Here is a 25,071-nt window from a genome sequence, read left to right as displayed (position 1 = left end):
TGTCCGAATAAATTCTAATGAGCGAAAAACTAAAAATCGAAACCTGCTTAACGCCAGCATTATTACCGCTTTACAACATCGAAAACAGCATCGCGGTAATTATTGATATTTTCCGCGCCACTTCTTCTATTTGTTACGGGATTGAAAACGGAGCCGAAGCGATCATTCCGGTTGCGCAGGTAGAAGAATGCGCTGCATATCGTGAAAAAGGCTCCGAATATTTGCTCGCCGCAGAACGTAACGGCGAAGTGGTAGTTGGTTTTGATTTCGGAAATTCGCCGTTCTCTTACACTAAAGAAAAAGTTGCCGGAAAAACCGTTGTGCTTACCACAACTAACGGCACGCACGCTTTGCACCTTTCCCGCCAGGCCAAAAAAGTGGTGATCGGTTCGTTTTTAAACCTGACTTCTTTGTGCAACTGGCTGAAATTTCAAGAGGAAAATATTCTGTTGGTTTGTGCCGGATGGAAAAACAATTTCAATTTGGAAGATACACTTTTTGCCGGAGCGGTTATAAATCAATTAAAAGCAAGCAATTACCAATTAGATGATCCGGGAATTGCTGCAAACGATCTTTTTCAACTTGGAAAAAACGATCTGAATTTGTATCTGCAAAAAACAGCACACAGTGAACGTTTAAAAAAGTTGGGTATTGAGGAAGATATTAGGTTTTGTTTGCAGGTTAATTTGACGACGGCAATTCCGGTTTTGGAAGGTGAGAATTTGGTGAAGTTGAAGGAGTAATGATTACTTGAATTTGTATTGATGAAAAAAGCCCTTACTGATAAGAAAAAAATTATAAAATCGCATATGGAAACGCTGTATTTATTGAAAAGTTCAGCAAATGCAAAGCGGTTATTGGAAAGTTTGGAAGAATATAAAAAGGGCTTAGGCCAGGAAAAAAGTTTAATTGAAAGGTAGAAAAAGATTTTGTATAAATTCACCTCAACTTCTCATTATTCCGATGCCGATCCGCATCGCGGATACTCTTTTTAGCCATGTTTTTTTCCAAAGCTTCGGTCAGGTCGATGCCGGTTTGGTTGGCCAGACAGATCAGCACAAATAACACATCGGCCATTTCATCGGGGAGGTTTATGCTTTCGTCGGATTTTTTAAAGGATTGCTCACCGTATTTTCGCGCCATGATGCGGGCAACTTCGCCTACTTCTTCCATCAAAATCGCCGTGTTGGTGAGTTCGTTAAAATAGCGGACGCCGGTTGTTTTTATCCATTCGTCAACGGATTGTTGTGCTTCTTTTATCGTCATAAAATCAGTGGTTGTCTTTGTTTTTTGTATCCATCATAATCGTTACCGGTCCGTCGTTTATCAAACTTACTTTCATATCTGCACCGAAAACACCTGTGAAAATAGGTTTGCCTGATAGGTTTTCCAGCGTTTTGATCATCAGCTCATACAGCGGGATTGCTTTTTCGGGTTTTGCCGCGCGGATGAACGAAGGCCGGTTGCCTTTCTTGGTTTGCGCAAAAAGCGTGAACTGTGAAATCAGCAAAATATTGCCGTTCACATCGGCCAAAGCTTTGTTCATCAGGCCGTTTTCATCACTAAAAATCCGCATTCCGATGATTTTTTGTGCCAGCCAGCTTGCATCTTCTTCCGTATCGGCATCTTCAATCCCAAGTAAAACTAAAAAGCCAACGGCAATTTCGCCCGTTGCCAAACCGTTTATTTTACAGGAAGCTTCGCTAACGCGCTGGATCACGGCCCTCATTTAGGTTTGTAAGTTTTAACTTGCTATTGAATATTTGCTACTTTTTTACGCCCGCGTATCATTTCCCTGATAAATGCTCAAATAACTCTCATAGCGCGAAGCTTCAATTTCGCCTTCTTCCAGCGCAGCTAAAACGGCACAGCCGGGCTCGTTGATGTGGCGGCAATTATGAAAACGACATTGATTGAGCAATTGGCGCATTTCCGGAAAAAAGTGGCTGAGTTCCTGTTTTTCAATATCGATCACACCAAGTTCGCGGATGCCCGGCGTATCGATCAAAAACCCGCCAAACGGCAGCTCGAACATTTCGGCAAAAGTGGTGGTATGCTTGCCTTTTTCGCTCCAGTCAGAAATTTCGCCGGTCCGGGTTTCCATTCCAGGCAAAATCGCGTTCAACAAAGTAGATTTCCCAACGCCGGAATGGCCGGAAAAGAGGGTTGTTTTATCCTTCAAAACTTCGGATACTTCTTTTATACCTGTTTTTTTAAGGGCCGAAACCTCAAAACACCGATAACCAATGTTTTCATAAACAGATTTATAAACTGCCAAAATTTCCAAACCTTCCTCACTAAACAAATCCAGTTTATTAAAAATCAGCCCGGCCGGAATATCATAAGCCTCCGCAGTAACCAAAAAACGGTCTATAAAACCCAATGAAGTCCGTGGAGATGCCAGCGTGACAACCAGCAAGGCCAAATCCAGGTTGGCAGCGATAATTTGCGCTTGTTTGCTCAGGTTGATGGATTTGCGGATGATGTAGTTTTTGCGTTCGTGCAGCTTATTGATCACGCCGGTTTGCTGCTCGGGCTCGATTTCAAAATCTACCACATCACCAACAGCCAGCGGATTGGTTGTTGTTAAACCTTTTATGCGGAATTTCCCTTTGATGCGGCAATCAAAGCGTTGACCATCAGCAGTTTGCACCTGATACCAACTGCCGGTAGATTTGGTGATGAGGCCTTGCATTTAATCTGTATTGGCTAAGTCCAAAATCTCAAATAAACTTTCGCAAAGTGGTTGTCGATATTCGGCTTCCAAAAAGCCGATCCTTTCGCGCAAACGGCTTAAATCTATTGCCGTGATCTGATCAATTAGGATTGAAGAGTTTCGTTTTAACCCGTTTAGAACAGTTCGTTCTATAGAAATCCTAATTTTGGACACACCTTTTTGTTGAGAAGATATCGGACAAACTATAGTTGCCGGAAAATTAAAACGGTGAAGTACGTCTGACTGAACAATTACAACCGGCCTTATTTTGCCCGGTTCGGAGCCTAATGGCGGGTTCATATCAGCAATCCAGATATCAAAACGTTTAAGCGTTTCCATTTTCAATTTTATCCAGATACTTGTTCAAATCAACTAAAGATGCTTCTTCCCATTCTTTAAATTCTGCCCAGCCAGCTTTATCATTTTTAATAATCTCTACTTCTCTGCGCAATTGTTCTTCTAAATCTTTGCGTGCCCAGCTTTTATTGTATTGTTCAATGGCCATTTTTATATAACCGTTTCTACTCACATTCATTTTTTTGACTTGCTTATCCATTTCCTCCAAAAGCTTGTCGTCAATTTTTAACAGGATACTTTTCATCTGATACTGTTTTTATCTATCAAAAATAAATATACTTTTGGTATATACTTCTTTTACCGGTAAATTTTAGTTTTCTATTGTAAATGCCGGAACAAAGCATTTACTTTACGCCGTCATCAAAATTGACTATAAATGTTCAACAATACATCCGTTATTACCATTATTACTACCACCGGCAAAATAGCGGAGGAAGTTTAAACTTGGTTTTAATTTAAAGATAAAAATCAAAAAAGCCTTCCTCCGCAAAGAGGAAGGCTTTTTTGTTAACTCAAAAAAATGAAAGTCCTAAAATTCGGAGGCACGTCCGTTGGTTCTGCCGAAAGTATCCAATCGCTGATGCAAATTGTAAAGCAGGAAACTGTGGTTTCGGGCAATCCGGTCGTGGTGGTTTCGGCCATGAGCGGCGTTACCAATTTGCTTTCTAAAATGGCCGAAAAGGCTTCTTTGGGCGAGGATTATGCGCTCTATTTGTCTGAGCTGGAAACACGGCATTTCACCATTATTAAAACTTTGCTTGATGTACAACGGCAGAATCCGGTTTTTACTAAGTTGAAAATCTTTTTTAACGAACTGGAGGATTTGCTGCAAGGTATTTTCAGCCTGAAAGAACTGACCGCACAAACGCGCGACCTGGTTTTGAGTTACGGCGAACGCTGCTCCGCTTTTTTAATCAGTAAAATTGCCGAACAGCATTTAGGCGAAACGTGTTTTGTTGATGCCACGGAATTGGTAAAAACGGACAGTAATTTCGGGCAAGCGCGTTTACAAACCGAGTTGACCGACCAGTTGATCCAGGTTTTTTACCTGCAAAAACAGCATCAGGTTTTGTTTGTGACCGGTTTTATCGGCAGCAACGAAAACGGCCGTGTCACAACTTTGGGCCGCGGTGGAAGCGATTATACGGCCGCAATTTTTGGCTCTGCCTTGAACGTAGAAGAAATACAGATTTGGACGGATGTAAACGGCATGATGACGGCCGATCCGCGGATGGTCAAAAAAGCGTTTCCGCTTCCCGAACTTTCTTACACCGAAGCGATGGAACTTTCTTATTTCGGCGCCAAAGTGATTTATCCGCCAACCATGATCCCGGCATTCCTGAAAAAAATCCCGATTTCAATCAAAAATACCTTCCAGCCCGACTTTCCCGGCACGATCATCAAACACGATTGTGGGCCGTCCAACCTCAGCATAAAAGGCATTTCTTCCATCAACGAGATCAGCATCATCAACCTGGAAGGCAGCGGAATGGTAGGAAAAGCCGGTTTTAGCGGTAGGTTGTTTTCGCTTTTGGCGCGGGAACAGATCAACGTAATTTTGATCACGCAATCATCGTCAGAACACAGCATTACCTTCGCTATCCGGCCGGAAGATGCTTCAAAAGCACAGCATTTGATCGAACAGGAATTTGACCTCGAGCTTCATGCCAAAAAATTAGAAAAGCCTGTTTTCGAACAAAACCTTTCCATATTGGCGATTGTGGGTGAAAACATGAAGCAAACGCCGGGCATGTCGGGCAAACTTTTTCATGCTTTAGGGCGAAATGGTGTTAACGTCCGGGCGATTGCGCAAGGTTCGTCTGAGTACAATATTTCCGTTGTGATCTCGCGTTCTGATCTCCGCAAAGCGTTAAATGCTGTGCACGATGCTTTTTTTATCGAACTAAATAAAACGCTCCATGCTTTTTGTCTGGGCACGGGCAACATCGGCAAAACATTGTTCAATCAGTTAAAAGCCAACCGCGATTTTCTGGAAGAACACAACGGCATTCAAGTAAAAGTTGCAGGCATCAGCAATACCCGAAAAATGGTTTTTGATGCGGATGGAATATCGCTGAACAACTGGCAGGAAACGCTGGAAACTTCTACCGAGACCGCCGAACTGGGGCTTTTTGTAAACCGGATGCGGGAAATGAATCTTCCGAACGCTGTTTTTATCGATAATACGGCCAGTTTAAAACCGGTTACTTTTTACGAAGAGGTTTTTAAGTCGAACATTTCTATCGTAACCTGCAACAAAATCGGTAATTCGGGGAGTTATCAGCAATATAAAAAATTTAAAGAAACGGCCAGAAGCCATGGCGTAGATTTTTATTACGAAACCAATGTTGGTGCCGGTTTGCCGATTATCCGCACATTAAAAGATTTAATGGTTTCCGGCGACCGTATTTTGAAGATCGAAGCAATACTTTCGGGCACTATTTCCTTCATTTTTAATAATTTTAAAGGCGATGCCAGTTTCCATGATGTGGTAAAAACAGCGCAGGAAAAAGGCTATACCGAACCTGATCCGCGTGATGACTTGAGCGGAATGGATTTTATGCGGAAGATGCTGATTTTGGCACGTGATGCCGGTTATCCGCTGGAAGCAAGCGATGTACAACTGGAAAATATGCTGCCAAAAACAGCATTGGAAGCTGGTTCTGTTGCCGAATTTTATGAAGCCTTAAAAGCGGAGGACGCTTATTTTAATGCCATAAAAGCAGCATCCGAAAGCAACGGCAAAGTGCTGCGTTACATTGGGAAATTAGAAAACGGACAGGTTTCGATCACGCTGCAACAAGTTGATCAAAACCATGCTTTTTACTCGCTTTCGGGCAGTGATAACGTGATTTCTTTCACTACAGAACGCTATAAAGACCGTCCGCTGGTGGTAAAAGGCCCGGGCGCAGGTGCCGAAGTTACAGCTGCCGGTGTGTTTGCCGATCTGGTAAATGCTGGCGCGCATTAATTAGTTAAACTTAAATTCCGGTCTTTTATCTTTGGTCTTCCGCTCTTTTTTAACTTTCGGACTTTTCCGACTTTCGGTCTTCCTGACTTCTTCAAAAATGAAAAATTCAATTAAAATATTTGCCCCGGCAACCGTTGCCAACGTGGTTTGCGGTTTTGATGTTTTGGGTTTTGCCGTAAACGCGCCCGGCGATGAAGTGGTGATGCGCAAAGTTGAAAAACCAGGTATCAGCATTAAAAAAATTACCGGTGATGATGGCCGCTTGCCTTTGGATGCCACAAAAAATACCGTTAGCGCAAGTGTAAAACATTTTCTCGATCATATCGGCCAGCCGGATTTAGGCATTGAAATCGAACTCCATAAAAAAATGCCGATCGGCAGCGGTTTAGGTTCCAGTTCGGCCAGTACGGTTGCAGGTTTATTTGCTGTTAATGAACTGTTGGATAAGCCGTTATCACAAATGGAACTTGTTCCGTTTGCTATGAAAGGAGAAGAATTAGCCTGCGGTTACGGCCATGCAGATAATGTTGCGCCAGCGATTTTAGGCGGTTTTGTGTTGATCAGAAGTTATGAACCACTGGATATTATCCGTTTGCCGCATCCCGAAAACTTGTTTTGCGCCATTATTTTCCCGGAAGTTGATGTGCCAACGCGTGATGCACGGGAAATGATCCGGAAAAAGGTATTTTTAAAAGATGCCGTAACACAATGGGGCAATATTGCCGGTTTGGTAAGCGGTTTGTTTTTGAAAGATATTGATATGATTGGCCGCAGCATGAAAGACATTTTAGTTGAGCCTGTGCGCTCTATTTTAATCCCTGACTTTTACAAAATGCGCAAAATGGCGATGGAAAGCGGCGCGGTAAGTTTTGGTATTTCCGGCTCAGGGCCATCGGTTTTTGCGTTTTGTAAAACAGAGGCCGATGCTGTTTTTATCACCCAAAAAATAGCGAAACATTTAGCTGGTTTGAATATCAGCAGCAAAACTTATGTATCGCCGATTAATGATCACGGACCAGTTATTTTAGATTGATTTAGTTATTGGCGAATTGATCTTTTCCTTGCTCCCCGCACCTCTCACCCCACACTAAAAAAAATGAAACTCTACTCCACCAATAATAAAACCACCGAAGTGTCTTTTAAAGATGCTGTTTTTAACAGTTTGCCGCAGGATAAAGGCTTGTACATGCCGGTGGACATACTTCGTTTACCGGATGATTTTTTGGAAAACCTGCATCAGTTTGAACTGCTGGAAATTGCTTTTCGAGTTGCGGATAATTTGCTGCAAGGCATTATTCCTTCGGAGGATTTACGTTCGATAATCAACGACGCGATCAATTTCCCGGCACCTGCTGTTCGGCTTGACGAAAATAGATATGTATTGGAACTTTTCCACGGTCCGTCGCTTGCCTTTAAGGATTTTGGCGCACGTTTTATGAGCCGCATCATGGCTTATTTCCTCCGCGAAGGCGAAAAAGAACTGAATGTTTTAGTGGCTACTTCCGGCGATACCGGCGGCGCAGTTGCCTTAGGTTTTTTGGGCGTGCCAAATACATTGGTTACGATTTTGTACCCCAAAGGAAAAGTAAGTTTGATACAGGAATTGCAGCTCACTACAAACGGACAAAACATCCGCGCTATCGAAATTGACGGTACTTTTGATGACTGCCAGGCATTGGTGAAACAGGCTTTTGTTGATGTAGAATTGAATGAAAAATTCCGTTTGACTTCTGCCAATTCCATCAACATCGCACGCTTGATCCCGCAAACTTTCTATTATTTTGATGCAGTTGCACAGCTGAAAAGGGTTGGTAAAACAGATGTTGTTTTTGCTGTCCCAAGCGGCAACTTCGGTAATATCGGTGCCGGGTTATTGGCCTGGAAAATGGGTTTGCCAGTAAAACAATTCATCGCCGCAACCAACGCAAACGATACCGTTCCAACATTTTTAAACGGTGGAATTTATCAACCCAAACCTTCTGTTGCAACGATTTCCAACGCGATGGATGTAGGCAACCCAAGCAATTGGGCGCGCATTATGGACATGTTCCGGGAAGATCAAACGGCCATCACCAAATTGGTAAGTGGTTTTAGTTTTAATGATGCGCAAACTACAGCTGCAATTCAGGAAGTTTACCGCATGTATAATTATGTAGTTTGTCCGCACACAGCCATTGCATATTTAGCCTTGAATGTTTGGCAAAAGCAACATCCGCATCAGGAAAATATGGGCGTTTTTTTAGCAACGGCGCATCCTTGTAAATTCCCGGATGTTTTTTCGGATGAAATTGCCGCGGAAATAGAAATCCCGGAACAGGTTTTGGAATTAATGGACAAACCAAAAAAAGCGGATTCACTTGGAACAAACTATGCTTCTTTTAAGGCGTATTTATTGGCAGAACAAGGAACTTCGGTTTAAAGATTTTATATCGATAAAAGAAGCATTATTATTGTGCGCATTAAATAATTTTATGCGTACATTTGAATATGAAAAGTCGCGTTAATCTTACCATCGAACAAAACCTGCTTTCGGAAATTAAATCTTATGCTGCGGAAAAGCAAGTGAGTATTTCTGAACTGGTTGAGGAGTACTTTAAGCAGTTGGCCAAACCAAAAAAGAAATCTAAAATATTTGATATGGTCAAAAATCTTGATATCAAAGAGAAATTTGATTCCATTCCGGATCTAAAAAAAGCTTATTACGAAGATAACGCTGCAAAATATGGCTTCTAAAATACTTTTAGACGCGAATATTTTAATCGAATTCTTATTAGAACGAAATAATTTTCAGTTATCTCAAAGACTTTTAAAAGGATTGATCGATAGTCCTCATAAGCTTTTTGTAACGTCTTCTATCATCCATATAACTTCTTATTGGGTGAAAAAGTCGCTCGGAACAGAAACAACAAAGATGTTGTTATTGGAACTTTTGGCAGATATTAAAACGATAGATTGTGATCATAAAACTGTTGTATTAGCAGTTAATTCTGCAATGACCGACATTGAAGATGCGCTACAATATTATACTGCGTTACAACATCGTTTGGATTATATAATTACTTTCGATCAGCATTTTCAAAAGCAAGCCATTCCAACTTTACCCATTTATTCACCACAAGAATTTTTGACAACTTTTATCGATTAATTATTTCATGATCAATACAATCATCTTCGATTTAGGAAATGTTTTGATTAATTGGGACCCTAAACTTTTATATAACAAGATTTTTGATTCCGAAGAAAAAGCAAATTATTTCCTGGAAAATATCTGCACGTTAAATTGGAACGAAGAACAAGATGCCGGCCGAAGTTTGGAAGCCGGAACGAAAGCTTTAATTGAAGAATTTCCTCAGCATAAAAAAGATATCGAAGCTTATTATGATCGTTGGGAAGAAATGCTGAACGGGCCGATTGAAGGAACAGTAGAGGTTTTCCGACAACTGAAAGCAAGCGGAAAATATGAAATTTATGCTTTAACTAACTGGTCGTCAGAGCTTTTTCCGATTGCTTTACGGCAATTTGAGTTTTTAAAATGGTTTGATGGCATAGTGGTTTCCGGCGATGAAGGCATCCGCAAACCGGAAGCTGCTTTCTTTCAGATTTTGTTTGACCGTTATCAGGTTAAACCGGAAAATGCTGTTTTTATCGACGATAATTTAAGAAACGTGGAAGCTGCACGGAAATTAGGAATTGAATCAATCAGGTTTACTTCTGCGGAGAAATTGGAGAAAGAGTTGCAAGCTTTGGATATTTTGTAAAGTCCAAAACTTGCAATGCTTCTTTTATCGATATAAAGTCAAAACACCGCTTTCGCAATCCGCTTCGTTGGCTCGGCATTGCCCATGGTGTAAAAATGCAAAACCGGTGCGCCCATTTCTTTCAGTTCTTTGCATTGGTTGATCATCCATTCGATGCCAACTTCTTTTATATCTTTTTCGTTTTTGCAGGCTTGTACGGCATCGCTTAAATCTTCCGGGATATCAATATGAAATATTTTTGGTAAACTAATCAGTTGTTTGGAAGTAGTGAGCGGTTTTAAACCCGGAATAATTGGAATGTTGATATCATTTTCGCAGCAGCATTTTACAAATTCCGCATACTTGGAATTGTCGAAAAACATTTGTGTTACCATAAAATCTGCACCAAGATCAACCTTCTTTTTTAAAAATTGAAAATCCGTTTTCATATTGGGCGATTCAAAATGTTTCTCCGGATAAGCGGCAATGCCAACACAAAAATTGGTTTTAAAAGCTTCGTGGTCTTCATGCAGATAGATGCCATTGTTCATGTTTTTTACCTGCTCCAATAATTCGGTTGTGTACGTATGTCCGCCCGGCGTTGGCACAAAACCGGTATCGCCTTTTCGGGCATCGCCACGCAAAACCAGCACATTGTCAATACCCAGAAACTGTAAATCTATCAACGCATATTCGGTTTCTTCCTTGGTAAAACCGCCGCAAAGCAAATGTGGCACGGCATCTACTTTATAACGGTTCATGATGGCTGCACAAACGGCAACCGTGCCGGGGCGTTTGCGGTAAGTCAGTTTTTCGAGCAAACCGTTAGAACGTTCTTTATAATAAGAATCTTCGCGCAGGGAAGTAACGTCAATAAATGGCGGGTTAAGTTCCATCAGCGGATCAATCGCATCAAAAATTCCCTGAATGCCGTGTCCTTTTATAGGCGGTAAAAGTTCAAAAGAAAAAAGTGTTTTGCCAGCGGCGTTTTTTATATGGTCAGTAATTTTCATGGGTTGATTAGAGCGGGGAGCGGAAAAAAGATATCTTGATTTTAATATAAGAGCAATGAGCGGAGAAAAAGATATAACTATTTGTTGAGTTGATTATTTTGATAATTAATAAGGCCGGCAAGTAAAATTCTTATTTTCCTTAGTTTTTCCAACATCATCTTTAAATCTTCTTCATTAATAAAATTGAGATCAAGCGAAAGGTAAAGTTGTGTTTCCAGTTCGTAAGCAGAGCCACGGGCAATGTAATAAAAGCGCATAATATCTTTCGGATGGTTTCGGCCACATCCTTCTGCTATGTTTGATGGAACCGAAATTGCAGATCTTCTAATTTGTGATTGTAAGCCATAAACTTCTTCTTTCGGAAAAAGCTTGGTATGAGTATAAACTATTTTAACTAAATTCCTTGCTTCTTTCCAGGCATCCAAATCTGTAAAAGTCATAATTAGATAGTTTTCGTTTGATATTTACGCTATGCATGTCCTCACTCTCCGCTCCTCGATCTTCAATCTAATAAGATAAATTCGGGCTTAACCAGCGTTCTACTTCGTTTACCGGCATTTTTTTGCGTTCTGCATAATCTTCAACCTGGTCTTTGGTAATCTTCCCCAAACCAAAATACTTAGATTGCGGATGCGCGAAATAGAAACCGCTGACAGAAGAAGCAGGCATCATCGCCAAACTTTCTGTGAGGTACATTCCCGTATTTTTTTCAGCATCTAAAAGTTTAAATAAAGTCCACTTTTCGGTGTGGTCGGGGCAGGCCGGATAACCAGGTGCGGGCCGGATTCCCTGATATTTTTCTTTGATCATGTCTTCGCTGCTCAAATGCTCGTTTTTAGCGTAGCCCCAATATTCGCGACGCACTAATTCGTGCATTTTTTCTGCGAAAGCTTCTGCCAAACGATCGGCCAAAGCTTTGGCCATAATGCTGTTGTAATCATCGTGGTCTGCCTCAAACTTTGCCACCAGTTTATCACAACCTAAACCTGCGGTAACGGCAAAACCTCCCCAATAATCTGCAATTCCGGTATTTTTTTGGGCGATAAAATCTGCAAGCGCGTAGTATGGTTCGCCTTTGGGTTTTTCTGCTTGCTGGCGGAGGGTGTAAATCGTGTCCAAAATTTCTTTGCGCGAATCGTCTGTATATAATTCGATGTCGTCGCCAACCGCATTTGCCGGCCAAAAGCCGATCACCGCATTTGCCTGAAGCTGTTTTTGCGAGACAATTTCTTCCAACAAAACCTGCGCATCATCAAACAATTTTTTTGCTTCGGCACCAACAAAAGTATCGGCAAAAATTTTCGGGTAACTGCCGCGCAATTCCCAGGTATGGAAAAACGGCGTCCAGTCAATGTACGGAACCAATTCTTCCAACGGGAAATTATGGATTGTTTTGGTGCCGAGGAATGTTGGTTTTGGAGCGATATCTCCGTCAACACTAATCTGAAACTTTTGTGCCGATGCTTCTTTTATCGGTATAAATTTCTTGTCGCTGCGTTTGTTTAAATGTGCTTCCCGTGCTTTGGCGTATTCGTCTTTGATATTTTGAATATAACCTTCGCGCTGGTCTTTGTTCATCAAACTGCTGCAAACCGTTACGCTGCGCGAAGCATCCAAAACATGTATGGCCGCGCCCGAATAATTTGGGTCGATTTTTACCGCCGCATGAATACGTGAAGTTGTTGCGCCACCAATAATCAGCGGGATCGTCATGCCTTCGCGTTCCATTTCTTTAGCGAAATGCACCATTTCGTCTAGCGAAGGCGTAATCAATCCGCTCAAACCGATAATATCTACTTTTTGTTTTTTGGCTTCGTCCAGGATTCGCTGTGCGGGAACCATCACGCCCAAATCGATCACTTCAAAATTATTGCAGGCCAAAACTACGCCCACAATGTTTTTGCCGATATCGTGCACATCGCCTTTTACGGTTGCCATTAAAACTTTACCAGCATTGGCGCGCGCATCTTCGGCACTCCCTCCGGCAGCAAGGTTTTTTGCTTTTTCTGCTTCAATAAAGGGCAGGAGATAAGCCACTGCTTTTTTCATTACCCGTGCAGATTTTACCACCTGCGGCAAAAACATTTTTCCGGCACCAAATAAATCACCAACGATATTCATCCCGTCCATCAGTGGCCCTTCGATTACATCTAAAGGTTTTGCGGCTTTCTGGCGTGCTTCTTCTACGTCAGCATCCAGATACTCAATAATGCCTTTTACCAAAGCGTGCGATAAACGTTTTTCAACCGGTTCTTTACGCCATTCTTCATCACGAACGATTTCTTTTCCTTTACTTTTAATGGTATCGGCAAAAGTTACCAATCGTTCTGTCGCATCTTCCCGTCGGTTTAAAAGCACATCTTCAACCAGTTCCAATAAATCTTTCGGGATTTGCTCGTAAACTTCCAGCATACCGGCGTTCACAATTCCCATATCCATGCCAGCTTGTATCGCGTGATACAGGAAAGCTGAGTGCATCGCTTCGCGAACCACATTATTCCCTCTAAAAGAAAACGAAATATTGCTTACGCCGCCGCTTACTTTTGCCATGGGCAGGTTTTGCTTGATCCAGCGCGTGGCGTTGATAAAATCAACTGCGTAATTATTGTGTTCTTCCAAGCCGGTGGCAACGGTTAAAATGTTTGGGTCGAAGATGATGTCCTGCGGAAGAAAACCGAGTTCGTCAACTAAAATATCGTAGCTTCTTTTACAGATTTCGATGCGGCGTTCGTAATTGTCTGCCTGGCCGTTTTCATCAAAAGCCATCACCACGGTTGCCGCGCCGTAACTCATGATTTTACGCGCGTATTCTTTAAATTTTTCTTCGCCTTCTTTCAACGAGATGGAATTGACAATGCCTTTCCCTTGTAAACATTTCAAGCCAGCTTCGATAACTGTCCATTTGGAGGAATCTACCATGATCGGCAGCTTGGAAATATCTGGTTCTGAAGCAACTAAGTTCAAAAATTTAACCATTACCGCTTCAGAATCGATCATGCCTTCATCCATGTTGATGTCGATCACCTGCGCACCACCTTCCACTTGCTGGCGTGCAACGGTTAAGGCTTCTTCATAATTTTCGGCCAAAATCAACTTGGAAAACTTCGGGGAACCGGTAATATTTGTCCGTTCGCCAATATTTACAAAAATACTTTCGGGCGTAATCGTAACCGCTTCCAAACCGCTTAACCGCATATTCGGTGTGATTTCCGGTTTGATCCTGGGCGGATATTTGGCCGCTTTTTCTGCGATACATTTTATATGCTCCGGCGTGGTGCCGCAGCAGCCGCCCACAATATTTACGAAACCGGCCATCAGGAAATCTTCTACCAAATGGGCGGTTTCATGCGGAACTTCATCATACGCACCAAATTCATTGGGCAAACCGGCATTCGGATAAGCGGAAATATAAACGTCTGCTTTTTGTGAAAGTTCTTCCAAATGCGGGCGCATATCTTTGGCACCGAGCGCACAATTTAATCCAACGGAAAGCAGGTTTGCATGGCGGATTGAATTCCAAAACGCCTCGACTGTTTGCCCGGAAAGTGTACGTCCGGAGGCATCGGTAATCGTCCCGGAAATCATGATCGGCAACTTTATACCGGTAAAAGAAGCATAACGGTTTATGGCAAACAGCGCTGCTTTGGCATTTAGCGTATCAAAAATCGTTTCCACAAGCAAAACATCCGAACCACCATCAACCAATCCGCGAACCTGCTCGTAATAGGCAGCTTCCAGATCATCAAAAGTTACGGCACGATAACCAGGATCGTTTACGTCCGGCGAAAGGGACGCGGTACGATTGGTCGGCCCGATTGCGCCAGCCACAAAACGCGGTTTATCCGGATTGTTTTTCGTGTATCCGTCTGCAGCTTCACGTGCTATTTTTGCACCTTCAAAACTCAGCTCGTAAGCCAGTTCTTCCAGGTGATAATCAGCCAGCGAAATTACCTGCGTACTAAAAGTATTGGTTTCGATAATATCTGCGCCGGCATCCAAATATTCGGCATGAATGGCTTTGATGATATCCGGCCGTGTAATATTTAATAAATCGTTATTCCCTTTTAAATCAGAATGATGGTTGCGGAAACGTTCTCCGCGGAAATCTTCTTCCTCCAACTGATAGCGTTGGATCATCGTGCCCATTGCGCCATCGATAATCAGGATGCGTTTTTGTAATGCTTGTTCGATTGTCATGAGTTGTTAGTTGCGAGTTGCAAGTTGTCAGTTTAAACCGGCAACCGGCAACTCACAACTGGAAACTAAAAAAAGCTTATCTCGAAATTCGGTATTGGGTTCCTCTTTCGCTTATCTTTCTTCAACTTAAAAACTAAATTGAAGTAGAATGTGGCACCTTGTAAGCACAGGTTGCCAAGACATCGCAGGGTCTAATCCCTCCGTCTTTCGCTATAAGCAGGCACAAATTTGCACAATAAAAGCAGCTTCTGCAATCATTTAGGTGCAATAAAAAAGTCCTGCCGTTTTGTTCGGCAGGACTTTTTTCAGGTGATAAAAACAGTATTAGTTTCTCCTTCCGTTGCCACCGAAAACACGCAGCAACATGATAAAAAGATTAATGAAATCCAGGTACAAAGTCATTGCCCCCATAATGGCCATTTTACCGGCAGAAGCGTTTCCGTATTCCAAACCTTCGCCAATACGTTTAATGCGCTGCACGTCATAAGCAGTCAATCCTACAAAAACAGCTACGCCAATATAACTGATGATGTATTGCATTTGATCGCTTTTTAAAAAATAGTTGATAAAAGAAGCAATTACAATACCATACAAGCCCATGATCATGATGCTACCGAATTTGGTCAAATCCTGATTGGTGGTATAACCTGTAACGGCCATCACCCCAAAAACCAATGAAGTAGTGAGAAAAACGGTACCGATCAATGCCGAAGTATAAATCAGGAAAATATAGCTTAAACTGATGCCCATTACGGCTGCAAAAGCCAGAAACAAAACCACTAAAACCGGCTGTGAAATTTTATTGATCCCGAAAGACATTATGAGTACAAAAGCCAGCGGTGCAAAAATGGCAACAGTGCCCAAAATTGTGTTTCGGCCGGTTGCGGGGTTAAAAAGCAACTGCAACAGTGAAGAATCATGGGAAAAAAGGTATGAAAGTGCGGCAGAAATCCCCAGTGCCACAAACATCCACATAAATACATTGGCCATAAAACGGCGAGTACTGTCTGCGGTGCCGTCCAGTTGGATCACATTTTTATAATCGTAATTAGATTTTTGAGTTTCCATTATTTTTTATTTCAATTTTAGACAATTTTTAAGTTGAAAAGTTTAACTAATTTAAACGTTTTTGCATCAAATCCTGTACGGTTTGAAATAATTGCACGGGTTTTAACGCCCGCCAGTGAAGATGTTCCAAACCGCCGCCAAAGTTAATATAATAGTCGATGTTACTTTGCTTAAATTCTTCCAAAACGTGTTCGCGGAAATTTACGCCGGTAATCCAGCCGTCTTCCACTTCCTGAAACCATTCCTCGTAATACGAATCATCCGAGGTGTGAAAGTTGAGCACGTTTTCGCCGATGAGGATAAAATGATTGATGCCTTCGTCCATCATCAGTTCCAGGATTTCGCGTTTCAACAGCATAATGTCATTGTCGATGGCATCGTTCCATTCGCCAATAAATTCGATGATCGTAAACCCCAAATCATAATCTGTATAAAGCACTTTTAAGTAAAGCGTGTTTGAGCCGAAAGAATCCCACTGCGGATGGAGCAAATAATTGTAAACCTGTTTATCAAACTCAAATTCATTGTATTGTGTGTCGTAAAAAGGCGAACGTTCATCTTCTGCAGCCACATAATCGTCGCGCCACTTGTAATAAGGCTCAATTTCGTGCATATTTTATTTCCTGGTTTGCCGCCAGTTATTTTGATATCGTTTTTTCATCCGTAAAAGAAGCATAGGCAACTGCATTGCGGACGCTTCCATGTTTTTTTAACAGTTCTGAGGCTTTTTCTTCGTTCAGCCCGGTTTCTGTTACAATCATCCTAACGGCGCGATCAACTAATTTATGATTGGTAAGCTGCATATCAAACATTTTGTTGCCTTTTACGCGGCCAAGCAAAACCATGACGGAAGTGCTTAGCATATTTAACGCCAGTTTTTGTGCCGTCCCTGCTTTCATGCGGGTCGAGCCTGTTAAAAACTCGGGCCCGGTTATAATTTCTACCGGAAACTTTGCTTCGGCGGCAACTTTACTGCCAGCATTGCAAACAATGCAGCCGGTGATTAAACCCGCTTCGTTTGCTTTTTGTAATCCGCCGACCACGTAAGGCGTGGAGCCTGAAGCGGCAATACCAACCAGCACATCTTTTGGGCTGATGTTGTATTGCCCGAGGTCTTTCCAGGCTTGTCCTTCGTCATCTTCGGCATTTTCTACCGCTTTACGGATGGCAGGATCGCCGCCTGCAATGATGCCAACCACCCAATCAAACGGAACACCAAATGTTGGCGGACACTCGGAAGCATCAACTACGCCTAAACGGCCGCTTGTGCCTGCGCCAATGTAAAAAAGGCGGCCACCTTTTTGCATTTTTTCAATCGTAGCAGCAGCAAGTTTTTCCAGCTGCGGAATTGCTTTTTCCACCGCATCGGGTACAGTTTTATCTTCCTTATTAATGTTTTGCAGGATTTCGCGCAGCGGCATTTGCTCCAAGTGGTTGTAATTGGAGTCTTTTTCGGTGGTTCTTTGTTCCATGCGGAATGCTTCTTTTATCGTGCAAAAATCGATAAAAAACTAAGAATTGAGAAACACAGTTCTTTGCTGATTCTAAAATTAAAAAAGGCATTTTCAACCTTAATTTTATGCCGATAAAAGAAGCATTGGTTTACTTCTGCCTAAAAAATATTTGAACCGGAACGCCTTCAAAATCAAAATTTTCGCGCAGCTTGTTTTCGATAAAACGTTTGTTATGGCTTTAACCAAGAACTTTGAGGTTTTACAATTAATCTTGCATTATTATAGGCCATTTTTAAAGTTAGACAAGTTCTGGCGGTGTAAGTCGTATCATTTAAACTATGAACCACAAGTGCTAAATCAGGATTTGGGGAGCCTGCCGTTAGGCAAAGTGGTAATAGTAGTTGTATTTTGTTATCGTAATATTGCGGAATGGCAATTTTATAATTAGTTCTAACTTTTTTCTTTACATCGTCTATTGCTCCAAATAATTGCCTTCTAATTTCATCTTCGTGTGCGTTTTGTAAATGAGACGGAAATCTGGGTAAATTATCACTGATAATATGATCGATATCTGGTATAAGATTACACTTTGGATTAAAAATTAGTGATGCAGGTTTCTCAAAATAATTTGCTATTTCGGGTAAATTATTATAAAAGTGTGTAAGGACGGAATTATCGCTATTTTTTAAAAAACCCTTAAAAAAGTACGGAGTAGTAAACCCGCTTTTTTGATTTTTATATTCCTCAAAAAAAGCAATAATTTCTTCCATGTTAGAAGTAACTAAACCTGTATTAAAAGCTGCAAATTTATTGTTCGTCGTGAAACATATCTTTCCTTCTGCTTTAAGTTTTCGAAATGTATGTTCCAAATAATTTTTTAAAATCTGATAACTTTTAGTGGGAGAGTCAGAAAAATCCCAAGCTTCAATATCTGCTATATTTTCCGCTAAGTCTTTAATCTTATCTTCATACGCGGGAATAAATGAAAAGGAGAATAATTCAGAAGTGTAAGGTTTTGCCATATTATTTTATAAAAAAATAAAGCCCCCTAATGGAGGCTTTTATATACTTTTTTTGTTTATAGTTTCATGGATAGACCCATGAAGTCTTTGTGTTTTTTATAAATTTATACCTCAAAAGTAATTATAAAGTTATAAAAAGCAAAATAATTTTTGAATTTAATTTTCCAAAGTCAAATAGGGAAATTTCCTATTACTTCTGCCGGAAAAATATCTGCACCGGAACGCCTTCAAAATCAAAATTTTCCCGCAGTTTGTTCTCAATAAAACGCTTGTAAGGTTCTTTGATATATTGCGGCAAATTGCAGAAAAACGCAAACATGGGCGACGTGCCAACAATTTGTGTTACGTACTTAATTTTCACGAATTTTCCTTTTAAAGAAGGCGGAGGGAAAGCTTCGATCAGCGGCAACATCACTTCGTTTAATTTTGATGTCGGGATTTTTTTCTTCCGGTTTTCATAAACTTTGGTTGCTGCTTCTATCGCTTTAAAAATCCGTTGTTTTTCGGTAACCGAAGTAAAAACAATCGGCACATCGGTAAACGGTGCCAGTTTTTGTTTGATCTGTTCTTCAAAAACTTTGGTGGTTTTGTTGTTTTTTTCGATCAAATCCCACTTGTTCACCAAAATTACCACGCCTTTTTTGTTTTTTTCGGCGAGATGAAAGATGTTCACGTCCTGGCTTTCCATGCCTTCAACCGCATCGATCATGATCAAAACCACGTCTGCTTCTTCCAAAGCTTTAATCGTTCGCATGACGGAATAAAACTCGATGTTTTCGTGTACTTTGGTTTTTTTACGAAGGCCTGCGGTATCAATCAGCATAAAATTATGGCCGAACTGATTGTAATGGATATGAATCGAATCGCGCGTGGTGCCGGCAATCGGTGTTACAATATTACGCTCCTGGCCAATCAGCGAATTGATTAAAGAGGATTTGCCCACGTTCGGGCGGCCAACAATGGCAAATTTTGGCAGGCCGTTTTCTTCAACTTCTTCGTCGTCAAAACCTTTCACTACTTCGTCCAGCAGTTCTCCCGTTCCGGAACCCGTCATGGAAGAGATCGGGAAAATCTCGCCTAAACCCAAACCGTAAAAAGTGCTGGTTTCATCGTACCTGGCAGTATTATCTACCTTGTTTACAACTACATGCACCGGTTTTTTGCTTCTGCGGAGGACCGTTGCAATGTCATCGTCCAGATCGGTAATGCCAGTGGTAACATCCACCATAAATAAAATTACGGTTGCTTCTTCAATGGCGATAACCACTTGCTCGCGGATGGCTGCTTCAAAAACATCCTCCGAATTGGCCACATAGCCGCCGGTATCAATTACGGTAAAAGTACGGTTCAGCCACTCGGCATGACCATAATGCCGGTCGCGGGTTACGCCGCTGTAATCATCAACAATGGCTTTGCGGCTCTCGGTCAATCTGTTATATAAAGTGGATTTGCCTACGTTGGGGCGGCCAACTATGGCTACTATATTACTCATTTTTGTTGTTGTGTTTTTAGTTGCCGGTTGCCATTTGTACGAGTAGAACTGACAACTCGAAACTAACAATTGACAACCAATACTTATTCTTCGTACCCGAATTGTTTCAGGTAATTTTTTTTGCTGCGCCAGTCGGGGATTACTTTGACAAACATTTCGAGGAAAACTTTGCGCTGAAAAAATTCTTCCATATCTTTCCGGGCATAAGTGCCAATTTTTTTCAGCATTGCGCCGCCCGGGCCAATCAAAATGTTTTTTTGCGAATCGCGCTCCACAATAATTTCCGAACTAATGCGGTATATTTTTTCATCTTCCTTAAAAGCCGTGATAATCACTTCGGTACTGTAAGGGATTTCCTTTTTGTAATTTTTAAATATTTTTTCGCGGATAATTTCCGAAGCAAAAAAACGGTCGTTACGATCTGTTAAAAAATCTTTTTCGTAATACGGCGGATGCTCGGGCATGTACGCCAAAATTGTACCGATAAAAGAAGCAATGTCTTGTAGGTGTAAAGCCGAAATGGCATAAACCGCTTTTGGCTGAAGTTTTTCCTGCCAGTAAGCAATTTTTTGCATCACGGTTTCTTCGTCGCTCTGATCTATTTTGTTGATTAAAACGATCAATGGTGCCTGCGAACCTTCCAGTTTTTCCAGCACATCCTGTTCGTCGTGCTGCTCGTTGATATCGGTCATCAGCAAAATCAAATCCGCATCCACAATTGAGCCTTCTACCTGGTGCATCATGCTTTCCTGCAAAGCATAATGCGGTTTGATGATGCCCGGCGTGTCAGAAAAAACGATCTGGTAGTTTTCATCGTTCACAATCCCCAAAATCCGGTGGCGTGTGGTTTGGGCTTTGGAAGTGATGACCGACATCTTTTCGCCAACCAGCGCGTTCATCAAAGTTGATTTCCCGGCGTTGGGTTTCCCGATGATGCTTACAAATCCTGCCTGATGACCCATTGAAAAAAATTAAAAATATATTTGGACTGCAAAGGAACGAATTATATCTTTGCAGTGCAATCAGGGAAACAATATCAAAAATTGAGACACTGGAAAGGCTTTCGGGGTTTATGGCCGGAGGGAAAACAAAAACAGTGCGGGATGGAGCAGTTGGTAGCTCGTCGGGCTCATAACCCGAAGGTCGTAGGTTCGAGTCCTGCTCCCGCTACCTTAAAAATAAAAGCCTGTCAGATTATTCTGACAGGCTTTTTCAGTTGGATAATTTCTTAAAAAGATATACAATTCTATACGTTGTTTTAGGTAGTTATTTTGTTGATTATCAATTTTTTAAATCAATGTTAATTATTCTAATATTAGAAGCATGTTTGAGTTTATGTCGAAAAAATATCACCCTACTTCTTTTAGGCCCATAAATCTTGCTTTTCCAATTTTATGCCGATAAAAGAAGCATAGTAAAGTTGGTTTCAGTAATCAGGTAATCATTTAAATTGTTTTGGAAGAGCCGTTACTAAATAAGTCTTTACAAAATTGATTTTCAGGAGATAAAATTGATTTTTAATGGCTTTAATTATTTATTTTTTTGACGTCGAAAGCTTATTCTTATGAAAATATGAAGAGGCGATAGGGCAAGAACTGCTTTTTGTAGCGTCCTGAAATCCGTCAGCAACTTTATGGCCATAAAAACAGCATCAGGTGTTGTCTCGATCGCAACAAAACGATCCATAAAAGCTGATTATTTTTTCCGCATCAAAAACCTAAAGCTGGACGCGTCGGCTACCACATCGTAACTGCCCAAAGCATTTTTTACAAATTTTACCCGGATCAAGCCCGTTGCCCGCGGCGATACTTGAACGTTGGAATGGTGCGTGTGAAAAACGTATTCCATGTTTCCTTTTTTGTCTTTAAAGAAATCGCCGTGGCCGGTCCCGTTTATTTTTAACAGGTTTTTGCTGATGATTGGGTTTTGATCAGACTTTTTCCAGGGGCCAAAAGGCGATCGGGCGGTTGCATAACCTACGGCATAATCCGGGTTACGAAAATCATTGGCCGAATAAAACAAATAATAAAGATTGCCCTTTTTAAAAACCGTTGGCCCTTCGGTGACCGGCCAAGGCGATTTGGCTGTATTTTCCCAATCCTGGGTTGCTGTAATGCACTCTTTTGCGGTTTCTGGTAAAATATCAGAAAAATCGTCTTTCATACGGGCCACAAAAATCCGGTTGCCTTCGCTCAAACGCACGTAATATAAGTAAGATTTACCGTCTTCGTCACGGAAAACAAAAGGATCAATCTGCTTTCCCACGCCAGATAATACTTTAATTTCTTTTTGCTTAAACGGCCCCAACGGACTGTCGCTTTCTGCTATGGCAATATGTTCATCAGCTGTATAAACCATATAATAAGTACGGCCGTTTTTAAAAACCTGTGGTGCCCAAAAACCGCCGTTTCCGTAAGCATCGCCTTTAAAAAGTGCCAAACCATTTGTTTTGCCCGAAGGTTCGGTCCAATTTTTTAAATCAGAAGATTGATAGACCGGAAAACCCTGGTTGCTGCCTGTTCCGTACAGATAATAAATCCCTTTATCCAAAAAAATGGTTGGGTCGGCAAGGTAAATTGTGTCTGTGGCCATCTTGGTTTCATGGTAATGACCGGCGTTTGCCTGTTCCGCATTTGCAAAATCCATAAACGGGAAAATGCCTAAAGAAAAAATAATCAGGAACAAATTTTTCATGTTTATCAAGGTTTTGGTAGCGCAAAGGTAATGACCGATGAGTTCTTTTTGAGAAAATTTCCCCAACGGTAAAAAAACGGTTTTACCCAAAATGCCCTGATAAGTTCATATTTTCGCACATACTGATCTTTTTTCTATAAAAAGGATAACATAAACCAATAAAATTCCAATTTATACCTTAAAATCGTCCTTTATAAACAGTTATTTAGACCTTCAAACCTCAATAAACCAAAGTGATTTTTTATGGCAATAACTGATAACCTGCCGGAATTAAAGGACAACAAACAGGTAACCGATGCCCAAATCGAAGGGTTTCGTAAAAACGGGCACGTTTTGATCCCCGGGATTTTGAATGCCGATGAAGTTTCTGCTTACCGGACCGTCATCAACAAAGCAGCCAACCGCTATAATACCGAAAAAAGAAGCCTGGACGAGCGGGACACGTACGGCAAAGCTTTTTTGCAGATTATGAATTTGTGGGAAGTGGACGAAAATGTAAAAAAATTTACGCTGGCCAAACGGATGGCCAAGATCGCTGCTGATTTGCTCGGCGTGCAAAATGTGCGTATTTATCACGATCAGGCTTTATATAAAGAGCCGGGCGGCGGTTTCACGCCCTGGCACCAGGATCAGTATTACTGGCCGGTTGACACCAATAATACGATTACGATGTGGATGCCTTTGATCGATATTACCGCCGAAATGGGCATGCTTACCTTTGCTTCCGGTTCGCAAAATGCCGGTTTTGTAGAGAACATGGCCATTTCTGATGAATCCGAAGCGATGTTGGAGCAGTTTGTAAAAGACAAAGGTTTTGAAGTTGACCGGCCTAAATCCATGAAAGCCGGTGATGCTTCCTGGCATTACGGCTGGACGCTGCATTCTGCACCCGGAAATCAGTCGCAAAATACAGTTAGGGAAGTATTTACAGTTATTTATATTGCTGATGGCGCGTGCGTGACCGAGCCGCAAAACAAGCATCAGGAAAACGACCGGCAACGCTGGCTTTGCGGATTAGAACCTGGCGAATTGGTTGCATCCGAACTTAACCCGCTTTTACTGTAGTTTGGCTATCTATCAGCCATCGGTATAAATAATGTTTCACTGTTTTTTAGGTGATAAAAGAAGCATCTGCATAAACCCAAATAAACATCTTGCTGAAAACCGGAACTTCGTTAAAACATCAAACCAAATCAATATAGACCGCAAAGCCAAACGGCATCACCATGAAAAAAGTCTTCCTCGCGATAAGCCTGTTCCTTTTATTTCAACCCAAATCCTACGTAAGCGCGCAACAAAAAGACGCACGCTGGCCCAAACAAAAAATAAAGGAATGGTACAACAAACAGCCCTGGTATTGCGGTTTCAACTACATTCCGGCTTATGCCATTAATTATACGGCCATGTGGGACAAGACCACTTTTGATCCCGTTGCAATTGATAAAGAGCTGGCTTTAGCCGAAAAAACGGGCTTGAACAGTTTGCGGGCTGTGCTTCAGTTTGCGGTTTATGAAGATGACCCACAATATTTCCTCAAAACCCTGGACACGTTTATGGCGATTTGCGACAAGCACAAAATAAAGTTCATGCCTGCACTCTTTGATGATTGCGTGTTTGGGATTGAACAAGACCCGAAAGTTGGCAAACAGCCCGAACCGCTAAAAGGCTGGTACGCCTGGGCCTGGTCGCCAAGCCCGGGCCACAGCATGGTTGTCGATTCTACCACGCATTTCCGGCTGGAAAAATATGTAAAAGCGGTGATGGGCAGGTTTAAAAATGATCCGCGCGTTTTTATCTGGGATTTGTACAACGAACCGACCAATGGCGGCCTCGGCACCGCAACTTTGCCTTTGCTGAAAAAAGTGATCCGCTGGGCACGTGAAGTCAATCCTTCGCAACCGGTGACAGTTGATATTTGGAACGGAAACAAGCAATTGAACGAAATAGCAGTTGCTGGTTCGGACATCATTTCGTTCCATAATTACGGCAATAAAGACGATTTGATCAAAAATATCGCCGAACTTAAAACATATAACCGCCCGTTGATTAATACCGAATGGATGAACCGCCCGAACGGATCGACCATTCAAAATAACCTTGCTGTTTTTTATGATGAAAAGATTGGCTGCATGTTGTGGGGATTGGTGAATGGAAAAACACAAACCAATCTTCCCTGGGGGCACCGGCCGGGAGACCCGGTGCCAAAAGTATGGCAGCATGATCTTTTTCACGGTGATTTTGCCGCTTATGATTCGCAGGAAATTGATTTGTTGAAGGACTTTATTTCTAAATCAAAATCCAAAACTTATTTACAGCAGCATTTGGAATGACCTCAGCAACATTTCAAAAT

General features: G+C 41.7%; 25 protein-coding genes, 1 tRNA gene, 1 pseudogene and 1 riboswitch. Of the genes and pseudogenes, 11 read left to right on the top strand and 16 right to left on the bottom strand.

Annotation, left to right across the window (positions count from 1 at the left end):
• The first annotated feature begins 17 nt into the window (after positions 1-17).
• Together ACOFKR_RS16665 and ACOFKR_RS16660 are read left to right on the top strand one after the other, a co-directional pair.
• A complete protein-coding gene (locus tag ACOFKR_RS16665; protein ID WP_419801929.1) occupies positions 18-743 on the top strand; it encodes a 2-phosphosulfolactate phosphatase in 726 nt (241 codons plus the stop codon).
• A gap of 21 nt (positions 744-764) precedes the next feature.
• On the top strand, positions 765-920 hold the full coding sequence (locus ACOFKR_RS16660) for a hypothetical protein (protein ID WP_419801928.1): 156 nt from the start codon (positions 765-767) through the stop codon (positions 918-920).
• 19 nt (positions 921-939) lie between these two features.
• Here ACOFKR_RS16660 and ACOFKR_RS16655 read toward each other — a convergent pair whose 3' ends face one another.
• From ACOFKR_RS16655 to ACOFKR_RS16635, 5 genes are read right to left on the bottom strand one after another with little or no spacing between them, the layout of a single operon-like run.
• Entirely contained in the window at positions 940-1,266 is a 327-nt protein-coding gene (locus ACOFKR_RS16655; RefSeq protein WP_419801927.1) for a nucleotide pyrophosphohydrolase, read from the bottom strand.
• A 4-nt stretch (positions 1,267-1,270) separates the two neighbouring features.
• The gene (gene dtd / locus ACOFKR_RS16650) at positions 1,271-1,729 is read right to left on the bottom strand and encodes a D-aminoacyl-tRNA deacylase (protein WP_419801926.1); all 459 of its coding nucleotides are present in this window, start codon (positions 1,727-1,729) and stop codon (positions 1,271-1,273) included.
• Positions 1,730-1,774: 45 nt separating this feature from the next.
• Positions 1,775-2,695, bottom strand: coding sequence for a ribosome small subunit-dependent GTPase A (rsgA, locus tag ACOFKR_RS16645; protein WP_419801925.1), 921 nt, complete (start codon positions 2,693-2,695; stop codon positions 1,775-1,777).
• Positions 2,696-3,055: a type II toxin-antitoxin system PemK/MazF family toxin gene (locus ACOFKR_RS16640; RefSeq protein WP_419801924.1), complete on the bottom strand. Its 360-nt coding sequence runs from the start codon at positions 3,053-3,055 to the stop codon at positions 2,696-2,698.
• Positions 3,042-3,317, bottom strand: a complete 276-nt coding sequence (locus tag ACOFKR_RS16635; protein WP_419801923.1) for a hypothetical protein — start codon at positions 3,315-3,317, stop codon at positions 3,042-3,044. The genes ACOFKR_RS16640 and ACOFKR_RS16635 overlap by 14 nt, the downstream gene beginning before the upstream one ends.
• Before the next feature lie 276 nt (positions 3,318-3,593).
• Between ACOFKR_RS16635 and thrA the strand changes: the two genes are divergently transcribed.
• The 6 genes from thrA to ACOFKR_RS16605 all read left to right on the top strand — a co-directional run bounded on the left by thrA (position 3,594) and on the right by ACOFKR_RS16605 (position 9,802).
• Positions 3,594-6,044, top strand: coding sequence for a bifunctional aspartate kinase/homoserine dehydrogenase I (thrA, locus tag ACOFKR_RS16630; RefSeq protein ID WP_419801922.1), 2,451 nt, complete (start codon positions 3,594-3,596; stop codon positions 6,042-6,044).
• 97 nt (positions 6,045-6,141) lie between these two features.
• Positions 6,142-7,077: a homoserine kinase gene (locus ACOFKR_RS16625; protein WP_419801921.1), complete on the top strand. Its 936-nt coding sequence runs from the start codon at positions 6,142-6,144 to the stop codon at positions 7,075-7,077.
• 63 nt (positions 7,078-7,140) lie between these two features.
• A complete protein-coding gene (gene thrC / locus ACOFKR_RS16620; protein WP_419801920.1) occupies positions 7,141-8,463 on the top strand; it encodes a threonine synthase in 1,323 nt (440 codons plus the stop codon).
• A 68-nt stretch (positions 8,464-8,531) separates the two neighbouring features.
• Positions 8,532-8,777: a DUF6364 family protein gene (locus ACOFKR_RS16615; RefSeq protein ID WP_419801919.1), complete on the top strand. Its 246-nt coding sequence runs from the start codon at positions 8,532-8,534 to the stop codon at positions 8,775-8,777.
• Complete coding sequence (locus tag ACOFKR_RS16610; protein WP_419801918.1) at positions 8,767-9,189, top strand: type II toxin-antitoxin system VapC family toxin; 423 nt, start codon at positions 8,767-8,769, stop codon at positions 9,187-9,189. Before ACOFKR_RS16615 ends, ACOFKR_RS16610 begins: the two co-directional genes overlap by 11 nt.
• Positions 9,190-9,196: 7 nt before the next feature.
• Entirely contained in the window at positions 9,197-9,802 is a 606-nt protein-coding gene (locus tag ACOFKR_RS16605; RefSeq protein ID WP_419801917.1) for an HAD family hydrolase, read from the top strand.
• Between the two features lie 38 nt (positions 9,803-9,840).
• Here the strand turns inward: ACOFKR_RS16605 and ACOFKR_RS16600 are convergent, their stop codons facing one another.
• The 10 genes and pseudogenes from ACOFKR_RS16600 to era form a co-directional block, all read right to left on the bottom strand.
• Positions 9,841-10,794 carry a methylenetetrahydrofolate reductase gene (locus tag ACOFKR_RS16600; RefSeq protein ID WP_419801916.1) on the bottom strand — a complete coding sequence of 318 codons (954 nt, stop codon included), beginning with the start codon at positions 10,792-10,794 and terminating at the stop codon, positions 9,841-9,843.
• A 77-nt stretch (positions 10,795-10,871) separates the two neighbouring features.
• Positions 10,872-11,234: a four helix bundle protein gene (locus tag ACOFKR_RS16595; RefSeq protein ID WP_419801915.1), complete on the bottom strand. Its 363-nt coding sequence runs from the start codon at positions 11,232-11,234 to the stop codon at positions 10,872-10,874.
• Between the two features lie 67 nt (positions 11,235-11,301).
• Positions 11,302-14,991 carry a methionine synthase gene (gene metH, locus ACOFKR_RS16590; protein WP_419801914.1) on the bottom strand — a complete coding sequence of 1,230 codons (3,690 nt, stop codon included), beginning with the start codon at positions 14,989-14,991 and terminating at the stop codon, positions 11,302-11,304.
• A 108-nt stretch (positions 14,992-15,099) separates the two neighbouring features.
• Positions 15,100-15,210: riboswitch (SAM riboswitch) on the bottom strand.
• 105 nt (positions 15,211-15,315) lie between these two features.
• The gene (locus ACOFKR_RS16585; RefSeq protein ID WP_419801913.1) at positions 15,316-16,059 is read right to left on the bottom strand and encodes a Bax inhibitor-1/YccA family protein; all 744 of its coding nucleotides are present in this window, start codon (positions 16,057-16,059) and stop codon (positions 15,316-15,318) included.
• Between the two features lie 46 nt (positions 16,060-16,105).
• A complete protein-coding gene (locus ACOFKR_RS16580; protein WP_419801912.1) occupies positions 16,106-16,672 on the bottom strand; it encodes a hypothetical protein in 567 nt (188 codons plus the stop codon).
• A 25-nt stretch (positions 16,673-16,697) separates the two neighbouring features.
• On the bottom strand, positions 16,698-17,531 hold the full coding sequence (gene murQ / locus ACOFKR_RS16575; RefSeq protein ID WP_419801911.1) for an N-acetylmuramic acid 6-phosphate etherase: 834 nt from the start codon (positions 17,529-17,531) through the stop codon (positions 16,698-16,700).
• Positions 17,532-17,661: 130 nt separating this feature from the next.
• Positions 17,662-17,742: pseudogene (locus tag ACOFKR_RS16570) on the bottom strand (hypothetical protein); the annotation flags it as partial.
• A 1-nt stretch (position 17,743) separates the two neighbouring features.
• Positions 17,744-18,535 (bottom strand): DUF3825 domain-containing protein, encoded by a 792-nt coding sequence (locus ACOFKR_RS16565; protein WP_419801910.1) that lies wholly within the window; start codon positions 18,533-18,535, stop codon positions 17,744-17,746.
• 190 nt (positions 18,536-18,725) lie between these two features.
• Positions 18,726-20,027 carry a ribosome biogenesis GTPase Der gene (gene der, locus ACOFKR_RS16560; RefSeq protein ID WP_419801909.1) on the bottom strand — a complete coding sequence of 434 codons (1,302 nt, stop codon included), beginning with the start codon at positions 20,025-20,027 and terminating at the stop codon, positions 18,726-18,728.
• Between the two features lie 83 nt (positions 20,028-20,110).
• A complete protein-coding gene (gene era, locus ACOFKR_RS16555) occupies positions 20,111-20,989 on the bottom strand; it encodes a GTPase Era (RefSeq protein ID WP_419801908.1) in 879 nt (292 codons plus the stop codon).
• A gap of 135 nt (positions 20,990-21,124) precedes the next feature.
• Here era and ACOFKR_RS16550 point away from each other — a divergent pair.
• Positions 21,125-21,197: transfer RNA gene (locus tag ACOFKR_RS16550), tRNA-Met, on the top strand.
• A gap of 525 nt (positions 21,198-21,722) precedes the next feature.
• On the opposite strand, the gene ACOFKR_RS16545 is transcribed toward ACOFKR_RS16550, so the two are convergent.
• Positions 21,723-22,721, bottom strand: coding sequence for a glycoside hydrolase family 43 protein (locus ACOFKR_RS16545; RefSeq protein ID WP_419801907.1), 999 nt, complete (start codon positions 22,719-22,721; stop codon positions 21,723-21,725).
• A gap of 243 nt (positions 22,722-22,964) precedes the next feature.
• Here ACOFKR_RS16545 and ACOFKR_RS16540 point away from each other — a divergent pair, with 243 nt between their 5' ends.
• Together ACOFKR_RS16540 and ACOFKR_RS16535 are read left to right on the top strand one after the other, a co-directional pair.
• Positions 22,965-23,786 carry a phytanoyl-CoA dioxygenase family protein gene (locus ACOFKR_RS16540; protein ID WP_419801906.1) on the top strand — a complete coding sequence of 274 codons (822 nt, stop codon included), beginning with the start codon at positions 22,965-22,967 and terminating at the stop codon, positions 23,784-23,786.
• Positions 23,787-23,947: 161 nt separating this feature from the next.
• Positions 23,948-25,051, top strand: a complete 1,104-nt coding sequence (locus ACOFKR_RS16535) for a glycoside hydrolase family 2 TIM barrel-domain containing protein (RefSeq protein ID WP_419801905.1) — start codon at positions 23,948-23,950, stop codon at positions 25,049-25,051.
• The last annotated feature ends 20 nt before the right edge of the window (positions 25,052-25,071 follow it).

It is taken from the genome of Mucilaginibacter sp. (assembly GCF_965201005.1).
In the GTDB taxonomy this organism is placed as follows: domain Bacteria; phylum Bacteroidota; class Bacteroidia; order Sphingobacteriales; family Sphingobacteriaceae; genus Mucilaginibacter_A.
Note: the sequence above shows the minus strand (reverse complement) of the source record. Positions and strands in the feature narration are given on the sequence as shown.

Coding starts and splice junctions, on each gene's coding strand:
- ACOFKR_RS16635 (WP_419801923.1), bottom strand. CDS start 3,317: ATGAAAAGTATCCTGTTAAAAATTGACGACAAGCTTTTGGAGGAAATG.
- ACOFKR_RS16545 (WP_419801907.1), bottom strand. CDS start 22,721: ATGAAAAATTTGTTCCTGATTATTTTTTCTTTAGGCATTTTCCCGTTT.
- ACOFKR_RS16655 (WP_419801927.1), bottom strand. CDS start 1,266: ATGACGATAAAAGAAGCACAACAATCCGTTGACGAATGGATAAAAACA.
- ACOFKR_RS16565 (WP_419801910.1), bottom strand. CDS start 18,535: ATGGCAAAACCTTACACTTCTGAATTATTCTCCTTTTCATTTATTCCC.
- ACOFKR_RS16615 (WP_419801919.1), top strand. CDS start 8,532: ATGAAAAGTCGCGTTAATCTTACCATCGAACAAAACCTGCTTTCGGAA.
- era (WP_419801908.1), bottom strand. CDS start 20,989: ATGGGTCATCAGGCAGGATTTGTAAGCATCATCGGGAAACCCAACGCC.
- ACOFKR_RS16625 (WP_419801921.1), top strand. CDS start 6,142: ATGAAAAATTCAATTAAAATATTTGCCCCGGCAACCGTTGCCAACGTG.
- murQ (WP_419801911.1), bottom strand. CDS start 17,531: ATGGAACAAAGAACCACCGAAAAAGACTCCAATTACAACCACTTGGAG.
- metH (WP_419801914.1), bottom strand. CDS start 14,991: ATGACAATCGAACAAGCATTACAAAAACGCATCCTGATTATCGATGGC.
- ACOFKR_RS16600 (WP_419801916.1), bottom strand. CDS start 10,794: ATGAAAATTACTGACCATATAAAAAACGCCGCTGGCAAAACACTTTTT.
- ACOFKR_RS16595 (WP_419801915.1), bottom strand. CDS start 11,234: ATGACTTTTACAGATTTGGATGCCTGGAAAGAAGCAAGGAATTTAGTT.
- rsgA (WP_419801925.1), bottom strand. CDS start 2,695: ATGCAAGGCCTCATCACCAAATCTACCGGCAGTTGGTATCAGGTGCAA.
- ACOFKR_RS16585 (WP_419801913.1), bottom strand. CDS start 16,059: ATGGAAACTCAAAAATCTAATTACGATTATAAAAATGTGATCCAACTG.
- ACOFKR_RS16660 (WP_419801928.1), top strand. CDS start 765: ATGAAAAAAGCCCTTACTGATAAGAAAAAAATTATAAAATCGCATATG.
- thrC (WP_419801920.1), top strand. CDS start 7,141: ATGAAACTCTACTCCACCAATAATAAAACCACCGAAGTGTCTTTTAAA.
- ACOFKR_RS16665 (WP_419801929.1), top strand. CDS start 18: ATGAGCGAAAAACTAAAAATCGAAACCTGCTTAACGCCAGCATTATTA.
- ACOFKR_RS16640 (WP_419801924.1), bottom strand. CDS start 3,055: ATGGAAACGCTTAAACGTTTTGATATCTGGATTGCTGATATGAACCCG.
- ACOFKR_RS16580 (WP_419801912.1), bottom strand. CDS start 16,672: ATGCACGAAATTGAGCCTTATTACAAGTGGCGCGACGATTATGTGGCT.
- ACOFKR_RS16610 (WP_419801918.1), top strand. CDS start 8,767: ATGGCTTCTAAAATACTTTTAGACGCGAATATTTTAATCGAATTCTTA.
- der (WP_419801909.1), bottom strand. CDS start 20,027: ATGAGTAATATAGTAGCCATAGTTGGCCGCCCCAACGTAGGCAAATCC.
- dtd (WP_419801926.1), bottom strand. CDS start 1,729: ATGAGGGCCGTGATCCAGCGCGTTAGCGAAGCTTCCTGTAAAATAAAC.
- ACOFKR_RS16540 (WP_419801906.1), top strand. CDS start 22,965: ATGGCAATAACTGATAACCTGCCGGAATTAAAGGACAACAAACAGGTA.
- ACOFKR_RS16535 (WP_419801905.1), top strand. CDS start 23,948: ATGAAAAAAGTCTTCCTCGCGATAAGCCTGTTCCTTTTATTTCAACCC.
- thrA (WP_419801922.1), top strand. CDS start 3,594: ATGAAAGTCCTAAAATTCGGAGGCACGTCCGTTGGTTCTGCCGAAAGT.
- ACOFKR_RS16605 (WP_419801917.1), top strand. CDS start 9,197: ATGATCAATACAATCATCTTCGATTTAGGAAATGTTTTGATTAATTGG.